General features: G+C 71.8%; 12 protein-coding genes. 10 read left to right on the top strand and 2 right to left on the bottom strand.

What is annotated here, in order from left to right:
• Positions 1–1,058: 1,058 nt before the first annotated feature.
• From FYW95_RS06855 to FYW95_RS28700, 8 genes are all read left to right on the top strand, one after another.
• Positions 1,059–1,514 (top strand): hypothetical protein, encoded by a 456-nt coding sequence (locus FYW95_RS06855; protein ID WP_160050180.1) that lies wholly within the window; start codon positions 1,059–1,061, stop codon positions 1,512–1,514.
• Between the two features lie 195 nt (positions 1,515–1,709).
• Positions 1,710–3,935, top strand: a complete 2,226-nt coding sequence (locus FYW95_RS06850) for a hypothetical protein (protein WP_159942050.1) — start codon at positions 1,710–1,712, stop codon at positions 3,933–3,935.
• Between the two features lie 44 nt (positions 3,936–3,979).
• Entirely contained in the window at positions 3,980–5,134 is a 1,155-nt protein-coding gene (locus tag FYW95_RS06845; protein WP_159942051.1) for a hypothetical protein, read from the top strand.
• Positions 5,131–6,174: a protein phosphatase 2C domain-containing protein gene (locus FYW95_RS06840; RefSeq protein WP_160050179.1), complete on the top strand. Its 1,044-nt coding sequence runs from the start codon at positions 5,131–5,133 to the stop codon at positions 6,172–6,174. The genes FYW95_RS06845 and FYW95_RS06840 overlap by 4 nt, the downstream gene beginning before the upstream one ends.
• Positions 6,171–7,226: a protein kinase domain-containing protein gene (locus FYW95_RS06835; RefSeq protein WP_159942053.1), complete on the top strand. Its 1,056-nt coding sequence runs from the start codon at positions 6,171–6,173 to the stop codon at positions 7,224–7,226. Before FYW95_RS06840 ends, FYW95_RS06835 begins: the two co-directional genes overlap by 4 nt.
• Positions 7,227–7,289: 63 nt before the next feature.
• On the top strand, positions 7,290–7,991 hold the full coding sequence (locus FYW95_RS06830) for a vWA domain-containing protein (RefSeq protein WP_159942054.1): 702 nt from the start codon (positions 7,290–7,292) through the stop codon (positions 7,989–7,991).
• Between the two features lie 7 nt (positions 7,992–7,998).
• Positions 7,999–8,718: a hypothetical protein gene (locus FYW95_RS06825; protein ID WP_159942055.1), complete on the top strand. Its 720-nt coding sequence runs from the start codon at positions 7,999–8,001 to the stop codon at positions 8,716–8,718.
• Positions 8,715–9,665: a hypothetical protein gene (locus tag FYW95_RS28700; protein WP_159942056.1), complete on the top strand. Its 951-nt coding sequence runs from the start codon at positions 8,715–8,717 to the stop codon at positions 9,663–9,665. The genes FYW95_RS06825 and FYW95_RS28700 overlap by 4 nt, the downstream gene beginning before the upstream one ends.
• 16 nt (positions 9,666–9,681) lie before the next feature.
• On the opposite strand, the gene FYW95_RS06815 is transcribed toward FYW95_RS28700, so the two are convergent.
• Together FYW95_RS06815 and FYW95_RS06810 are read right to left on the bottom strand one after the other, a co-directional pair.
• The gene (locus FYW95_RS06815; protein ID WP_159942057.1) at positions 9,682–11,949 is read right to left on the bottom strand and encodes a GmrSD restriction endonuclease domain-containing protein; all 2,268 of its coding nucleotides are present in this window, start codon (positions 11,947–11,949) and stop codon (positions 9,682–9,684) included.
• Between the two features lie 49 nt (positions 11,950–11,998).
• Positions 11,999–14,107, bottom strand: a complete 2,109-nt coding sequence (locus FYW95_RS06810; RefSeq protein ID WP_159942058.1) for a UvrD-helicase domain-containing protein — start codon at positions 14,105–14,107, stop codon at positions 11,999–12,001.
• A gap of 580 nt (positions 14,108–14,687) precedes the next feature.
• Here FYW95_RS06810 and FYW95_RS06805 point away from each other — a divergent pair.
• Complete coding sequence (locus FYW95_RS06805) at positions 14,688–15,797, top strand: CBS domain-containing protein (RefSeq protein ID WP_160050178.1); 1,110 nt, start codon at positions 14,688–14,690, stop codon at positions 15,795–15,797.
• A 99-nt stretch (positions 15,798–15,896) separates the two neighbouring features.
• On the top strand, positions 15,897–16,448 hold the full coding sequence (locus tag FYW95_RS06800) for a hypothetical protein (RefSeq protein ID WP_236572122.1): 552 nt from the start codon (positions 15,897–15,899) through the stop codon (positions 16,446–16,448).
• Positions 16,449–16,645: the final 197 nt, after the last annotated feature.

Raw genomic sequence — 16,645 nt, 5'->3', positions numbered from 1 at the left:
CCACTGATGTCCCGGATGGTTCCCCGATGGCGGATGCGGCCCACGGCGGGTGCAGAGGGCGGACGGGGCCGCGACTGTCAGGGACATGGCCGCGGTGGCACGGGCGAGGGTGCGCCCGATTCCTCGGAACATGGAAGGTCCTTCCACAGGCAGGTGGAGTTCGTCGTGAGCACGTTCTGCGCTCGGCGCGAGCCTAGCTTTTGCGGGCCGTGAAATTCCCGGAGTGTCCGGTGGCGGACACTCCGGGAAAATCGATTTTCGTCTGTCGGGAGATTGGCTTACTGGTGAGTTTTCCGCGAAGCGGTCAGGGGTCTGCGAAAAAGGGGGATCGATTTTGTCTCCGCTGTGCAGGGGAGGGGAAATGCAGTGCGGAGTGTGATGTAACGGACGCTCGGGAGGAGGTTTTTCTCCTCTGTCGTGCCCAGTTGTGCTGCATGGGGGTTTTGGGTCCCAGTGTATTTATTTCCAGGATGCCTGGAGTCCAGGAGAGTAGGCAATGGCAAAGTCGGGAGTGAGAAGGGGGTGCTGATAAAAAACATGCCGGGGTGTGCCTGCCAGGGCGGGGTCCTCCTTTTTTGGGTGTCCGTGCACGTGTGGGCCTGAATGGGCCTTCGTTCGCCCCTCGGTCGCTTCCGGGGTGCGTGCGTTTCTTTGCCCGTGCGTCAGGAAAGGCTCCCGTGCGGGGGCGCCGCCGGCCTCCGCGCACGCGTGGCGGTGGCCCCGGCCCGGCGGACCGCACCGGCGCGGGTGCCGCGGCTCCGGCAGGAGACCGCGTATCCGTCGGCTCCGCCGCGTGATCGGTGCGGCCGGAACCGGAGCGGCGGCGTGCGCCCTCCAGCCGCGGGCGGGCACGGGGCGTCACCGTGCCGTCGGCCGCGGTCCGGCTGTGTGATGGGCTGGCCACTATCGGCCATCAGGTTCTCCGGAGTCAGGGACGAGGCGAACACGCAGTTCAGAACGTTGTGCGCCTGTTCCCGTCCGTCGCGGACAAACGCCGCCCGGGCTCCGCGTCCATGGCCGTCGTCCTGACGGCGTCACACGCTGGTGCCGGTTCCCCTATGCTGGCCTTCCCCGTCACGCCTATCGGCGAATCATCGGCCCATCTCTTTTCCGAGGACACCATGGAACTGGTTTTCGCTGCTGCTTCCGCCGCCGTCGCACTCGTGGTGCAGACCGCGGCCCAGACCATCGGTGAAAAATCGGGAACAGCCTCGTGGGACGCCGCCCAGTCCGTCGTCGAACGGATACGGTCCCGCTTCCGCGGAGACCAGGAGGCGGAGAACGCCCTGCTGGAGATCGAGGCACAGCCCGAGGAAGGGCAAGCCCAGGAAACGCTGCGGCGTATGCTGGCCGCCTACATGATGCGCGACGAGGCCTTTCGGGACGACGTGCTGGCCCTGGTCGAGCAGGCCGACATCTCGGACTCCCGCGGTCCGGCCATTCAGGCGTCGGTGATCAAGAACGCCAACGTGTTCAACGGCAAGGTCGAGATCTCCGGTGACTGGAACAGCTGAGAGGACTCCGGAACAACGGTTCCGACCCCGTCGGCGCCGGGTTCCCGCATAGCCCTCCGCCGCCTTTTCCCACGCGCTTCCAGCCCCCTCCCGCCCGTGCGGTGCCCCACGGCCGGAAGACCGCGTGCGGAGGGAGCCGGCCCCCCGTACGAACATTCCGTTGCCCCGTCGCGCCCCTGACCCCGGAGATCCCCCATGCCGCGGACCGACGCCCCCCATCGCCCCACGGATCCGGAGGAGACAGACACCTCCGTCGCGGAACCCGCTCCCTCCTCGGCGGGGGCCGGCGCCTCCCCGGTCGCCGAGGAGGACGCACCCCTGTCCCAGGAGGACGCCCTGCACGCCCTCCGGCGCGAGGCGTCCTCCTCCCGGGGCCACGCCGAGAGTGCCCGGATGTCGGCTCTGACCGACCACCTGCTGGAACGCCTCCAGAGCGAGTCCGGCGGGCTCAGGATCGGCACTCTGGCGCTGTTCAACGACAGTGTGCGCTTCGGAGGGGGGTTCCACGCCGCGGGGGGCTCCGACGGGACCCCGCGACACGACGCCGACAGCCGCTCCGCCGACCTGCTCCCCGAACACGTCGGCGCGCACGTCGACAACTTCGTCCGTCCCGCAGACTTCGACCACCTCCTGCGGATCCTGCTCAAACACCGTCTGGTCGTCCTGGCCCGTCCGGACGGCACGGGTCGGGAGGCGGTGGCCGTCAACCTCCTCGCCGAGGCGGTGGCCCTGCTCGGGGGAGGCGACGGCAGGATCATCCGGCTCGGCGAGCGGGACAGGCCCCGCGGAACCCCCTGGAGCCCTCCGGGCAAGGGGTGCGGCCTCCTGCTCCCCACACCGCCCGATCCCGACCAGACCGGATACATCGACCTCGCATGGGTGGAGGAGGTGGGCCGCGCACTGGAGTCCGCGAACTCCTACATGGTGGTGGTCACCAGCCCTCCCCAAGGGGTCCTACTGAACACCGCCGCCCACTCGGAGGTGGTCTCGCCCCTCAAGGCCGCGGTCGATCCGGTCGCCATCGTGCACCGGTGGGTCCTGGGGGAGGCCCCCGGCCCCGACCGGGAACGCCAGCTGGACGACCGGCTCCGCGAGGGCGGAGCCCTGGAGCTGCTCGCCCTGGCGCCCCAACCGCGCACCGCCGTCAGCGTGGCCGCCGCGATACGCGACGGTCAGGACCTGAAGGCGCTCGTGCGCCGGCTCAGCGACCCCTCCGCGCGCGTACACGAGTGGTTCGCACACCACCGTTCACCGGACGAGGTGAGCTTCGCCCTCGCCGCCGCGGTCCTGCACGACGCCCGTTACCTCTGCGTCTCCGACGCAGCGGTCGATCTCCACCGCCTGCTCGCGGAGGAACGCACCGCCCCCGCGCCGCTGAGCTTCCACGAGACCCTCCACACCGCGCACCCCTGGATCGTCCTGGACGAATCCGGGGACATCCGACGCGGCCAGCCACGGGTCAGGTTCCGCGAGCCCCGTATGCAGCAGGCCGTACTCGCCTACGCCTGGAACCACCTCGACGGCCAGCGCACCAGCCTGGTGCGCTGGCTGCGGCGGCTGGTCATCCACCGCGACGTCGAGGTGCAGGCCAGAGCGCGTGTGGCGACCGCGGTGATGGCGGCGCACGACCTGGAGCACGCCCTGTACCGCTTCCTCGACGGTTGGGCGGGCGACCCCTCACCGCACCCGCGGCGAGCCGCGGCCACCGTCCTGGGCGTGGTGAGCGAGGACCCGGAGCTGACCGACCAGGTGTGGGACCTGCTCCACACCTGGGCGGACCGGCCGGAAAGCGCCGTCGAACGGCGCATGGCCGCCACGTCGGCCCTCGTCGCGGGCGGCCCCCCGGGCCGCAGGGACCCCGACGCCGCACTGGGAGTGCTTCTCGCCGCCTTGGGCGAGGAGGAGTCCTGGGACGCGCTCGGCCACGTCGCCGAGGCCCTGGCCTCGCTCGTGGACCACGGGCGCACCCCCCACGTCCTGGAGGCCCTCCTCGAATGGTCGCGGCCCGAGGACCTGTCCCCGCTGGTGCTCAAGTCCCTGCTGGCCTTCTGCTACGTGGCGGGCGCGGCCACGCGGCCGGACACCGGCGGGCGCCCCCTCGGCGCCCGCCGCGGAAGCCGTCCGGCGCCTCCGCCCCTGCTCCTGGAACAGGCGGACCAGCACCTGGCGCCACTGGTCGAGCTGTGGAAGCGGGCGCTGGCCCGCAAACCCGTCCAGGAGGTCGCCCTCGACGTCCTGCGCACATGGATCGGGCACGCCGCGGCCACCCCGCGCGGGCGCCAGTCAGTACAGCGGGTGCTGGAGGGCGTGGCCGCCCAGGGGCGGCGGCACCGCGAGCGGCTCGTGTACTGGCTCGGCCAGTGGGCCGCGGCCAGGGGGGAGACGGCGGCCGCGGCGGCCGACCTGCGCCGGGCCCTGTGACCACGTCCGGAGCCCGTCACCGGGCCCGGTGCCTAGGGAGCGACATGGAACAGTTCAGCTACGACCCGGTGATCACCCAGGAGGAGATCGCGACCTTCCGCCTGTTCACACCCCTGCGACCACCCGAGCACGGGACCGCGCTGGTCCTGGAACCCCACCGCGGCGAGCCGGTCCTGGTCCGCCCCGGGGAGGCGGTACCGGAAGCCAGGTTCGGCGCCTACCAGCGCATGTCCCTGGTCGACACCGCCGAGCACCGGTTGGCTCTCGCCGTGACCCTCATCAGCCGCGACCCGGGATTCGGGTTCCGCGCGTGGGTGACCCTCTCGTGCCGCGTCACCGACCCCGTGGCCGTGGTCGAGCGCGGTATCCGGGACATGGCCCCCACCCTGAGGGGACCGCTGCGCGCGATGCTGCGCGGCGTCTCCCGACGCTACGACATCTCCCAGTTCCACGAGACCGAACAGGCCCTCAACGAGGCCGTCGCCTCCTTCCACGGTGACTCGGCCATCCGGCTGCGCCGCCTGGCCGTCGAGTTGCAGGTCGACGAGGAGGAGATCACCACCGGCGGACGCGCCTACCGGGACAGGCTGCGCGAGCAGAGACTGGACTCGATGGGGCGCGCGTACCACCTCAGGCTGCTCCGTGAGGAGGGCACCGAGGCGCTGATCGCCGGCATGCTGGAGAGGGAGGGCGACCGGGCGGTCCTGGAGTGGATCCGCTCGGAGGAGGCCTCCGAGCGCGCCGAGCTCATGCGCGCCCTGGACGTGGTCATGAGCCGCAACGAGGGCGAGCGCGAGCCCTTCGACACGGCCGAGATAGAGCGGTCTATCGTTGACAGGCTGGTCGAGGGCGGCTCCCGGACCACCGGCGGTATCGGGCGCGTGCGGGGTGTCTCCACGGGGGACGCGGACCGGTCCCGGCCCCGGGAGCTGGAGGAGGCGCCCCGCGGGTCCGGGGCACGCGGGCGTACCGTGCGGGCCGAGTTCACCGATACCCCTCCGCCGGGGCCTCCGGAGGACGAACCCCTGCCGCGGACCGGGGCGGTCGGGAGAGGCACCGCGGAACCGGACACGGACCCACGGCCCGCTGCGCCCCGCGGCCGTGAGCGGCGCCCCCGGCCTTCCGGCGGCGGTGCGCGCTCCTCCGGGGTGAGCCGGGTACGGGGCGTACGCCGTGACCCGGACGGGGGCGACCTGTGAACGGCCCCTGGCGGCAGGAGACCGCCCCCGCGCGTACCGACACGCGGTGGCACGTCGAGGTACCGGGTGTTCTGGCCTGGGGTGTGTGGGCGGAGAAGGTCCCCGAACACGGGGAGGACGCCGAACCCCTCCTGGAGCACCACGTCGCCTCGGGCCGCGGGGTCGTCGGCGTCTTCGACGGTGCGGGCGGTGCCGGCAGCTCCGTCGCCCGCACCGACAGCTCCGGGCGCAGGGCCAGCAGCGCCTGGGTCGCCTCCCGGGTGGCCGCCCTGGTCACCGGGGAGTGGTTCCGCACCACCGTCTCGCAGCCGGCGCTCGACGAGGAGGACGAGGTCGGGCAGTTGGAGCGGGAGCTCGGGGACGCACTGAGCCTGATGCGCCCCGGGGAGCGCAGCCGCCTCAACGGCAGGATGGTTCGTCCGATGCCCACCACCATGGCGGCGGTCACCTACTGCCTCCGGGGGGACCGCGTGGAGGCGCGCGCCCTGTGGGCGGGGGACTCCCGGGTCTACGCACTCGACCCCGGGCACGGCCTCATGGCCCTGACCCGTGACCACACCGACGAGCAGGACGCCCTGGAACAGATCCGCCAGGATCCGCCCATGACCAACATGCTCACCGCCTCCGGACGCTTCCGGGTGCAAACCTCCCGGACGGCGCTGTCCGCCCCGGTCGTGCTGGTGTGCGCCACGGACGGCTTCTTCGGCCACGTCGTCACCCCCCACCTCTTCGAACTCCACCTCCTGCGGGCCCTGGAGGCGGCGGCGGACGCGGAGTCCCTCGGCGCTCTTCTGGAGGAGCGCGTACGCGGCTACACCGCCGACGACGCCACCCTGGCGGCGGTCGCCCTCGGTTTCGACTCCTTCGAGGACGTGCGCACCGCCTACCTCGGGCGGCTGCACACGCTGGTGGATGAGTACGGCCCCGTGCCCCCAGTCCAGGACGCCGAGGACCACCGCAGATGGCAGGAGGAGTCGTGGCGGCGCTACCGGACCGCCTACGAGACGCTGATGCCGCCGCAGAAGGAGGAGACGCCGTGAAACTCGGTGATGTGATCAACGGCTACCGCATCGTCACGGAGCCGACCAACGCCGGCGGGGGCAAGTGCATGTGGGCCTTCGCCGAGCGCGACGGCCGGGAGTACTTCGTCAAGCGCTTCCTGGACCCCAAGCGTCCCAGGCCCTCCCCGGAGCCGCCGAGCCGCAGCGTCCGCGTACGGCTCCAGGCGTGCGAGGAGTTCGAAGAACGCCACCTGCGCATCATGGAGGCCCTGCGACCCGACCAGGCCGGCGGCGGCAACCTGGTACTGGCCCAGGACTTCTTCTGCGAGGGCAGTACCTACTACAAGGTCACCGAGCGCATCGACACCTCCAACATGGAGAGCCCCCACACGCTGGGGGCCAGGGAGAAGTCGGTCTTGCTCAAGACGCTCGGGCAGAGCCTGAGGCAGCTCCATGACATCGACGTGGTCCACGGGGACCTCAAACCGGACAACGTGCTGGTCCAGCGCCAGACCGTGTTCCACACGGCGAAGCTCATCGACTTCGACGACGCCTACATCAGCGGCAACCCGCCCGGGCACGAGGAGATCGCCGGAGACGCCCTGTACGGCTCCCCCGAGTGGCAGCGCTACGTCCGGGGGGAGGAGGGCTGCGGCCCCCAGACCCTGACCACCGCGTCCGACATCTTCGCCCTCGGCCTGCTGACCCACCTCTACCTCACCGGAGCGCTGCCCGCCTACCCCGACGGCTACGGCAGCCCGGCCGAGGCGGTCAACGCCGGTGCCGCCCTGGAGTTCGACCCGCGCCTGGCCCCGGGCACCCGGGCACTCGTCTCCCGGATGTGCGCCGCCATGCCCGACCAGCGGCCGGGAGCGGGGGCCTTCGTCAGCGCCCTGACCCCCGACGCGTGCGCGCTGGAGCCGACGGCCGTGTCGGAAACCCCGGCCGGTCCGGCGCCCGAGGCCTCGTCGTCCGGCAGCCGACTGCGCACCAACCTCACGGGAGCGGCCCCCGCCGGCGGCGCCGGCGGGGACAAGCGGGCCAAGCCCGGCGCGGAGCGCCGCTCCCGGGTCCGCATCAACTGGTCCTGATCCGTACGCCCCGCGGCGCCCCCGCCGCGCCGGTCCTTCCGCACAACGAACCACGGAGCATCCATGAACGCCCAGAACAGGGGAAACCTCGCCTACGCGGTCGACATCGTGCTGTGCGTCGACGTCACCGCCAGCATGGGCCCGGTCCTGGAACAGGTGAAGAAGAGCGCGTTGGGCTTCCACTCCCGGCTCAGTGTCGTCATGGCCCAGAAGAGCAAGGCGGTCAGCCAGCTGCGCCTGCGCGTGATCGCCTTCCGGGACTTCGCCGACGACCCCGACGACGCGATCGAGGCCACCGACTTCCTCACCTTGCCCGAACAGGAGGGCGAGTACGAGAAGTTCGTCCGCGGCCTCGAACCCCTCGGCGGCGGGGACGTCCCCGAGTCCGGCCTGGAGGCGCTGGCCCTGGCGATCCGGTCCCCCTGGGAGACGGGGCTCGACCGGCGTCGGCACGTCATCGTGCTCTTCACCGACGCTCCCGCCCACCCGCTCGGCGCCCCCGGCTCCGTCTCCGCGCCGGGCTACCCCGCCGACATCCCCCGCTCCCTGGACGACCTGTTCGAGGAGTGGGGCTACTCGCGCGGCCAGGCCTCGCTCATGGACAACTCCGCCAAGCGCCTGGTGCTCTTCGCCCCCGACGAGGAGCCCTGGTCGGAGATCGCCGAGGAGTGGAACCTGACGATGCACTTCCCCTCCCGCGCCGGCGACGGCCTGGAGGAGTTCGAGATGGACGAGATCATCAACACCATCGCCAACAGCCTGTGAGGCCCGCGTGAGCCACTGGTTCTCCAAGCCCTTCTGGCAGGGAGCCGAGCGCGGTCGGGGCGCCCGCTCCCACGCGGCCCCCGACCCGCGGCCCTGCTTCGACGAGAGCTTCCGCGAGGCCAGGGTCTGCCTGATCGGCACCACCCTCCTCGTCGACCACGGCGACGGTATGGCCATGAGGCTGAACATGTCCCTGTGCGACCAGCTCTCACTGGGACGCCCTCCCGGCCGCGCCGCACAGCTGACCCTGCGCTTCCGCCCCGGCGGGGGCGGGGCCGGTAAAGGCATGTTCCTGCTCCGGCTGGGCCTCCACGACGGGGACGACCTGGCGGCAGCCGAAGAACTGCACCGCCTCCTGAAAGGGCTGGTCCCCCTGGCCGTTCACCCCCCTTGGCACAGCGGGTTCCCCGGCGCGCCCGCGGATCCCGAGGAGGAGGACCGGTATCCGCGCGGCCGTGCGAGCGGACCTCTCGGTTCCGGGTCCGGAGGGCCCGTGCCCGGAACCGGGCACGGCGCTCCGGACGGTCCGCCGGACCGGGAGCCGTACGGAGGCGATCCCGGGCCCCTCACGGAACGCCGACCCCGGGAGGCCGCCGAGCTCCCGCTCGGCCCCGCCGCGGCCGAGCGGGCGGAGGAGCCCGAGTGGGTGGGCTTCCTCCCCAACCCGCGTACCAGGGAACTGTACGAGGACCTGCGCCTGCGGCGGGGGGAGGCCGGGCGGCGGTGACGGCCGCGACATGGCGCTGCCACGCCTGCGACACGTTCAACGAGCACAGCCGCAAGCGGTGCCAGGTGTGCGAGGAGCCCCGGCGAGCGGAGGCCCCGGCCGCCTCCGCGCCGGGTCCCACCTGGCGCTGCCACGCGTGCGACACCTTCAACCGGGACGCGGCCTCCTCCTGCGAGCTGTGCGACACCGCCCGCGACGCTACGGTGAACCTGCCCCGGCCCGCACCGGAGGGACCGGAGCCGAGGTCCTCCCCGCGCAGGAGCCCTCCGCGCACCGCGAGGAGTACACGGGGGAGCGCACCGTCGCACCCGGCCCCGGCGGGGCGCAGGCCGGGGCCGGAGCCCGCGCCCCCGGCGGACCCCCCGGAGGAGATCTTCTTTCCCGAGTTCTCCGCGCCACCGACGGTCACCATGCCCCCGGCCCCGCCGCCCCCGCCTCCCCTCGCGCCGCCCGGCGGGTGGAGCAGCCCCGGTTACGCCGCCCCCACCAGCGGAGGCGGCGCCCAGGGCTGCGGCTGGGCCGCGGCGGTCGCGGTGATCCTCGTGGCGCTCCTCTTCATAGCCGCGGGCTGTGTGTCCCTGCTGTCGTCGCTCGACGGGTACGGCGACGGCACACGCGAGGACTCCGCGCCGCGGGAGGAGGGGTGCCCGGCGCGCGTGGCGGACCGCCTCCCCGACGCGGGGCCCGCGACCCTGGTGGAGGCCTTCGAGACCGAGCGGCACCGCATCATCCTGTGCGCGGACGCCGACGGCCAGCTCTACTACCACGGCGAGATCCCCGACGCGGCGGAGGAACCGCTCCTGATCCCCGCGGAGAGGACGGCGGACGGCTACCTCGCGCGCAACGGCGCCTACACCTACGAGATCACCGGCGACACCGTCGTCGTCTCCAACGGCGGCGGCGAGATCGCCAGGTACACCCTCCGCCCGTGGGAGGACCCCGCCTGATCCCGCCGCGCCCGCGTCACTCGCCGGGGAAGCGGTACCCGAACTGCTCCAGGCGGGCCCTGGCCCGGGCCAGCTCCTGGTCGGTGAGCAGCGGGGAGAAGTCCGGGCGCAGCACCAGCGCCTCCACCGTCAGGTCCAGACGGCCGCGCTCCCACAGGTTGGCGAACCCGTCCGAGACCGCCGGGGCGTTGAGCAGTTTGCGGGCGGTGCCCAGCGGGCCCAGGTCGGTGATCATCCCCAGGAAGGACGCGGCGGTGTAGTCCGCCTCGTCCCTGGCGCGCTCGTAGATCCGCAGCATCTCCCGGCCCAGGTCCGCGGTCCGGGGGCCGCTCTCGGGCGCCCCCTCCGACTCCTCCGCAGCCTCACCGGCCGCCTCGCGGCTACGACGGTCGACGAACCCCAGGAGGGAGTCCACCGACGTGAACACCTCATAGCCCAACTCCTGCAACCGGGACAGGTCGGCTTGCTCCGGATCCAGTTCCAGGACCGTCGGCTTGCCCCGACCCGCCTGCAGGCCCTCCGGCCAGAACGCCTCCGCCACCGCGATGACCCGGCCCGACTCCGGGTCGCTGATCTCGGCGTCCAGTTCCGGCCCGGCGTACCCCAGCCGCGCGACCTCCTCCACCATCTCCCGGATCTGCACTTGGCGCGCGTCGTCGGCCTCCTCGGAGGCGACCACGGTCACCGGCCGCAGCGGCGCCTCGGCCGCCCCGCCCGCGCCCGACCTCAGTTCGGACAGGAAGTCCTGCGCGGCCCGGGCGAGCAGTTCGCGCCGGGCTGCGAGGAATTCCGGGTAGTTCTCCACCTTCCACAGGTCCGGCTCCAGGGGGATCCACTGCGAGGCCAGCACACCGGGGTGGCGCTCCTCCACCTCCGGGAAGTACTCCTCGGGCTTGCGGTAGGAGATGCCCAGGTTGGTGTCCTGCGTCAGGAAGCAGAAGTTGGCGATCGCGTTGACCTGACGGCTCTCGTACCCCTGCTCGCGCAGGACCCGCTTGGGGAAGACGTGGTGCACCTGCAGGGAGGAGAGCCGGCCCAGCAGTTCGGCCTTCAGCTCCAGTCCGCTGCCGAAGTCGCGGGCGCCGTGCACCCGGGAGAGCATGTACAGGAGCGGGTAGAAGCGCGCGCCCCGGGTGGCTACGTCGAAGTCGTGCTCGTAGATGTCCAGGCTGCCGCCGCGCCAGCGTTCCAGGGCCGAGATCAGCCCGTCGACCCCCGACGCGGCCACGGTGGCGTAGTCCTGCTGCCACGTGGTCTCGGTGGGACCGGTGTAGCGTCCCCACAGGGCCGTGTGCACGTACCAGTACAGCACCCGGTCCCGGTGCGACGCGTCGTCGAAGCGGCCGTTGTTCAGGGCCAGCAGCCGGGAGACGACCGGGACCGCGCCCCGGCCCATCAGCACCCGGTCGTGGTCCAGGCCCAGTCGCCCCGACACCGCGTCCAGGAAGGTGCCCACGTGGTGGACGGAGCTCTCCAGGGCCTCCTTGAACTCGTCGGTGGACACGTTCTCCAACGAGTCGAAGGAGGAGCGTCCCGAGGCGACGGCGGTGGCGTTGCGCAGCAGCCAGTCCAGTTTGAAGGAGAAGCCCGCCTCCTCCCAGCGCTCCAGGATGTCCCGCATCGCCGACCGGGCCTCGGGCCACTGCGCGCACAGCTTGGCCAGGGCCAGGTCGCCCTTGGTCAGGTGGGTGCCGCCGCTGTTGACCCGGTTGAAGATGTCCACGACCTCCTCCACCGTCCGGTCGGCCCCGGTGATCTTCTCCTGGGGGAAGTCCTTCTCGGTGATCTGGCTGAGCCGGTTGAGCCGCTCCAGGTACAGCTTGGCCGCGGCCGGGTCTTCGGCGAACCGGGAGAGGTAGGCGACCGGGCCCTGGGCGAACAGCTCGGTGACCGACACCCAGTGCGGGTCGCCGTTCATGATGTTGGGCTGGTGGAACTGGAACCTCTGGCTGTCCACGTTGAAGTACAGGCCGGTGAAGGCCCGTTCGTTGCCCTCGAAGAACGCCGGGGCCCTGCCGCGGATCACGCCGTACAGCGACGTCACCCGCTGCTGGCCGTCCAGCAGCAGCAGGTGGGTGCCGCTGCCCGTGGGGCCGCCTCCGCGCACGGCCATGTTCTCGGTGGAGGTCTCCCACAGCAGCAGACCGCCCACCGGATGTCCCAGGTAGACCGAGCGCATCAACCCGCGCACCTGGTCCTGGTTCCACACGTAGCCGCGCTGGAACTCCGGTAGCAGCACGGTTCCGGCGTCGATCTGGTCGAGGATCATGGACAGTTTCGCCATGGAGGGCGCCTTTCTTGTAGGGGAGGGGGAGGGGCCCGCACGCGGAACCTCAGGTGTCCAGGACCTCCGCGATGAACGGACTGGGCTCGCGGTGCCAGCTCACGCTCAGCCGCTCGCGGGCGCGCGTGCACGCCACGAACAGCAGGCCTCGCTCGCGCAGCAGGTCGCGGGCGTGCGCGCCGGGGTCCTCGTCCTCGGGGGTGATGCTGCGCGGAGCGGGCAGCTGGCCGCCGCCGGCCCCCACCACCGCCAGGCAGCGGAACTCCAGGCCTTTCATCCGGTGCATGGTGCCGACCGCGACCGCCCCGTCCACCGGCCCCCGGGCCAGCGGCCGCACGGGCAGCCCGGCCTCCTCCAGCGCGAGTGCGGCCTGCTCGGCGGCCCGGTTGGAGCGGGCGGCCACCCCGATCTCGCCGGGCAGCACACCGGAGTCGGCCCAGGAGCGCACGACCTCGCGCAGGTGGGCGAGCTCCGCCTCCCAGGTGGCCAGGCCGCGCAGGAGGGGACGCTCCCCGTGCATCTCCGACCGGCACCCGGCGACCGAGTCCAGGCCGCCGTCCATGTCGTCGACGGCCTCGCCGCGCACCAGCCCCAGGCTCCACGCGAGGATCTCGGCGGTGGTGCGGTAGTTGACGCGCAGGGTCGAGGACCGGCCGCGGACGTTGACGCCGACCTCGGACAGGCTCACCCGGGGGCCGTAGATGCGCTGGTGGGTGTCCCCGGCCACGAACAGGTCGTCGGGGCCCTCGGCCGCAGCCGCGCGCAGCAGACGCCACTGGCCCGGGTGCAGGTCCTGGGCCTCGTCCACCACCACGTGGCGGAACGGCGCTCCCGGCCGCCCGGCCAACAGCCGTGCGGCCTCCTCGCACACGGTCTCGTGGGTCCACAGGCCGCGCTCGGACAGCCGCCGCTGGAACTCCCACACCGCCTGCCACACCTGGGCCTTGCGGGCGGGGGAGAGCCCTCGGCCCCGCCCGGTGCGCTTGGCCGCCAGGTACTCCTCGGCCGTGCCCACCCGACGGGCCAGCACGACCTGGCGCCACTCCTCGGCCAGGAACGCGGGGGACAGGTCCAGCCCCAGTTCCGCCGCGGCCTCCTGCCACAGCCGGCGCTCGTGGTCGGAGTCCAGCATCCGGGGCTGGCCGTGCTCCTCACGGAACACCCGGTGCGCCAACCGGTCCACGTGCTCGACCCGCACCCGCTCCAGCACCGCCCGGGAGTCCCCGCCCCGGGACTCGGCCAGCCGTTCCAGGCTGGCCCGCAGCGACTCGGCCAGGGTCGAGGTGAACGTGGTCAGCAGCACTCCGCCCGTGCCCCCGGCCGCCAGCCGGTGCGCCCGGTGCAGGGCGACCACCGTCTTGCCGGTGCCCGGTCCGCCGCTGACCCTGGCCGGCCCCCGGTAGGAGGCCTCCACAACCGCGCGCTGGGCCGGGTGCAGGTAGATCCGCCACAGGTCGAAGGGGTGTTCCAGCGCGGCCATGAGCTCGTCGGGCCCCTCGACCAGCAGGACCCGGTCGGCGCTGCGCTCGACGGCGGTGTCCAGGTCGTCGGGGTCGACGGGGCCGGAGACGATGGCCGCGCCCAGCTCGTCCCAGACCTCCTCGGGGGACAGCCCGGCGGCCAGGCCGTACAGCACCTCCCACTGCACCGAGGGCAGCAGGTTCTGGGCGGCGTCCAGCTGGAAGGGCTCGGTGAGCGTGCGCGCGAAGGCCAGGGTCTGCTCGTCCACGCCCAGCCTTCTCAGGTCCGCGTCGGCCACGTGCGCGAAGAGCCGGGTGGGCGCGCTCTCGGCCAGCCGCCGCATGTGCGGCAGGCTCTCGTCGATCGCCGCCACGTCGCGGATCTCGATGCCGCCTGTGGCCGCGTTCACCGACAGCCTCCGGCGCCGGGCCCACTGATAGGCCTCGTCGTGGGGCAGGACCTTGAGCAGGACGTGGGTGTCGCCGCTCTTGGGGGCCAGCACGACCCCGCGCCAGAACTGGTCGACGCGGATGGTGCGGAACCGGTCGTCGCGGGCCCCGGTGATCTTCTCCAGGTGTAGACCGGTGTGGGTGGCCTGTTCGAACTTGGCGAAGACCTCGGTGGTCCGCTCCCGTACGGGCTTGTCGAGGTTGGCGAACTCGGTCAGGAAGTCCTTGTGGATGGCGAGTTGGGGCACGGCACCGGCTTTTCCGTTGTCGGGGGGCTGTGGGGCGGGGTACCAGGGGTCACGGCCAACCTACCCGTCCCTGCCGCACGTGCGTGGTGGGTCGCGCACGCTTGGTCCGTCCGTGGCGGAGAGCTTCTTTCGCTCTCCCGCGAACGGGTGCCCGCATGGGCTGAACAGGTGCCCACATGGGCTGCTTTTTCCCCGAAGAAGGTTTTCGACCCGTTTTGGATCCCGGCCCAGTGGCAAAGGCCGGGTGCCCGCCGCCCAAATCTGGGGCACGACAGGGGAGAAGGTGCTGACAGGGAGGTTTGGCCGGGTCCACTCTGAAGACAGGACCGTCGCCGCGCGAGCGGAGGAGAACAATGTCCACGCATGGCCCTGAGGGCACCGGGCGCTCCTATCTCAACGGCGGTAGGCCCATCACCCTGCACGCCCTCGTCTGTCAGGGACTGCTGGAACACGGCGACGAACTCGTACTGGAGGCCCCCGACGCCCGGAGGTTCCGCGCCACCGTCTCGTCCGACGACCAGATCATCCTGCCCGACACCCGCCCCCTCCCCGATCCCGACAAGGCCCCGCGCAGGAGGTGGTGGGGACCTCGCCCCTGGACGGGTGGTCCCTGTGGAGGCGGGCCAAGGACGGCAGGAGCCTCGACGACCTGCGCCGCGCCCTGCTGGAGAAGGACGCGGACAGGTCCGCCGCCCAGGAGGAGGGCGACGGCCACCTCTCCCTGAACCTGCGCCACCACGGAAAGTTGGGCGAGGCACGCGTCCGCGCGGACCAGCACGCCCCCATGAAGCTGACCGTCCGCGAGTTGCTCGCGCTGTGGGGCACAGACCGGCGCAGTTACGACCTCATCCAACTCGTCCACTCGGATCTGGCCAACTACGGTCTGGTCGCCAAGCCCAGCATCCGCGACCAGGGCATGGAGGACCGCGCCAAGCTCGTCCACACCGTCGAGGGCCACGACCAGATGAGTCCCGCCGTGGGGGCCCCGCCCTCGGCCCGCACGAAGGTGGTGACGGTGCGCGAGAACTCCTCCCTCCACGGTGCGCTCACCGCCATGCTCCTGCGGGACTACTCCCAGCTCCCCGTCATGAGCGCCAAGAAGAATTCCGTCCTGCGGGGCGTGGTGACGCTCAAGAGCCTGGCCCGAGCACTGAACCAGAACCCGGGCGCCGGTCTGCGGGACGCCGTGGAAGCCTGCGATCCCGTGGAGTTCCACAAGGAGCTCATCGATGTCCTCCCCGAGATCCGTGAGAAGGGGTACGTCCTGGTCAACGGTGAGGACGGGCGCCTCAGCGGTATCGTCACCGCCTCCGACGTGGTCCAGCGCTACAGCGAGGCCGCCACGCCCTTCCTCCTCGTCGGCGTGATCGACACCCTGCTGCGCCGAGTCGTCGCCGAGAACTTCTCGATGGAGGTGATCCGCAAGTTCTGCGGCGCCGACGAGGGCCGGGAGGGGTTGGAGAGCGCCAACAACCTCACCATGGGCGACTACAAGGCCGTACTGCAGTCACCCGAGAACTGGGAGCACCTGGGTTGGGCGCTGGACCGCAGTCTCTTCATCCAGCAGCTCGGCACGATCATCAGGATCCGCGACACCGTCATGCACTTCAACCCGGACCCGCTGCCCCAGGACTGCATCACCCAGCTCAAGAGCATGGTTGAGGTCCTGCGCTCCTACAGCGATATCTGAGTGACCGGCCCGTCTCCGGGAGGAAGCCGTGACCAGAGCAGGGCGGGCCGCGACCGCTGTCGCCGTGGTTGTGGCGCTGACCATCGGATTCGGAGCCGGTTGGTTCGGCCACCGTGCCTATCTCGGTCCTGCCGCCCCTCGGCCGCAGAGGGCACCGGAGCCGAGCCTGAGGAACCGGCCCCGGAGTACCCCGCCTACGGGGAACACCCCGAGGAACCCCGGGAACCCGGCCTGCCGGCTCCCGTCGGCCTCGACGAGGTCTACGACGCCGGAGACGGCTTCACCGTGCGCCTGACCGATATCGAGCGCCGCGTCGCCGAGGACGGGTTCAACTCCGTCACCGGTGAGGAGGGCGCCCTGCCGTACCTGGCGTGGAACGTGGAGGTGGCCAACAACACCGGAGCCCCCGTGTACACCGCCGGGGCGATGAGGAGCTGCGCGGTGGGGGACCCGATCAGGGAGGCGGAGGCTCCACGCCTGGGGGAGAGCATCAACCCTCCCGAACAGCTCGCGGACGGTCAGACGGGTACCTGGGAGGAGGACTGCTGGGCTTCGGAGGAGGACCGGCACCTGCAGTTCACGATCGAGTTCCATGACGAGGACGGCGTGATCGCCTACGGCCCGGTGACCTTCTCCGGGCCGGTCGGGTGAACTCCTCGCACGATCTCCGGCCGCCTCGTCCGGGCCCTCGGGCCATCGCCGGACCCGCGTCGGCCCGAAGGGCGCTCAGGAGCCGCCCCGGAGGTTTTCCGGCCTGCCCACCCCGGCGAAAACTCACACGAGTGTGTATACGTGATCAACCACCTCATAGCTACACAAATCATGGTTGATACTATTCACGACTGAGC

The organism is Nocardiopsis sp. FR4 (genome assembly GCF_009830945.1).
Lineage (GTDB): Bacteria > Actinomycetota > Actinomycetes > Streptosporangiales > Streptosporangiaceae > Nocardiopsis.
This window is presented reverse-complemented; position numbering and strand designations above follow the sequence as displayed.

What these genes read in the sequence shown, in the direction of transcription:
- FYW95_RS06850 (WP_159942050.1), top strand. Translation starts at nt 1,710, where the DNA reads ATGCCGCGGACCGACGCCCCCCATCGCCCCACGGATCCGGAGGAGACA.
- FYW95_RS06845 (WP_159942051.1), top strand. Translation starts at nt 3,980, where the DNA reads ATGGAACAGTTCAGCTACGACCCGGTGATCACCCAGGAGGAGATCGCG.
- FYW95_RS06815 (WP_159942057.1), bottom strand. Translation starts at nt 11,949, where the DNA reads ATGGCGAAACTGTCCATGATCCTCGACCAGATCGACGCCGGAACCGTG.
- FYW95_RS06830 (WP_159942054.1), top strand. Translation starts at nt 7,290, where the DNA reads ATGAACGCCCAGAACAGGGGAAACCTCGCCTACGCGGTCGACATCGTG.
- FYW95_RS06855 (WP_160050180.1), top strand. Translation starts at nt 1,059, where the DNA reads ATGCTGGCCTTCCCCGTCACGCCTATCGGCGAATCATCGGCCCATCTC.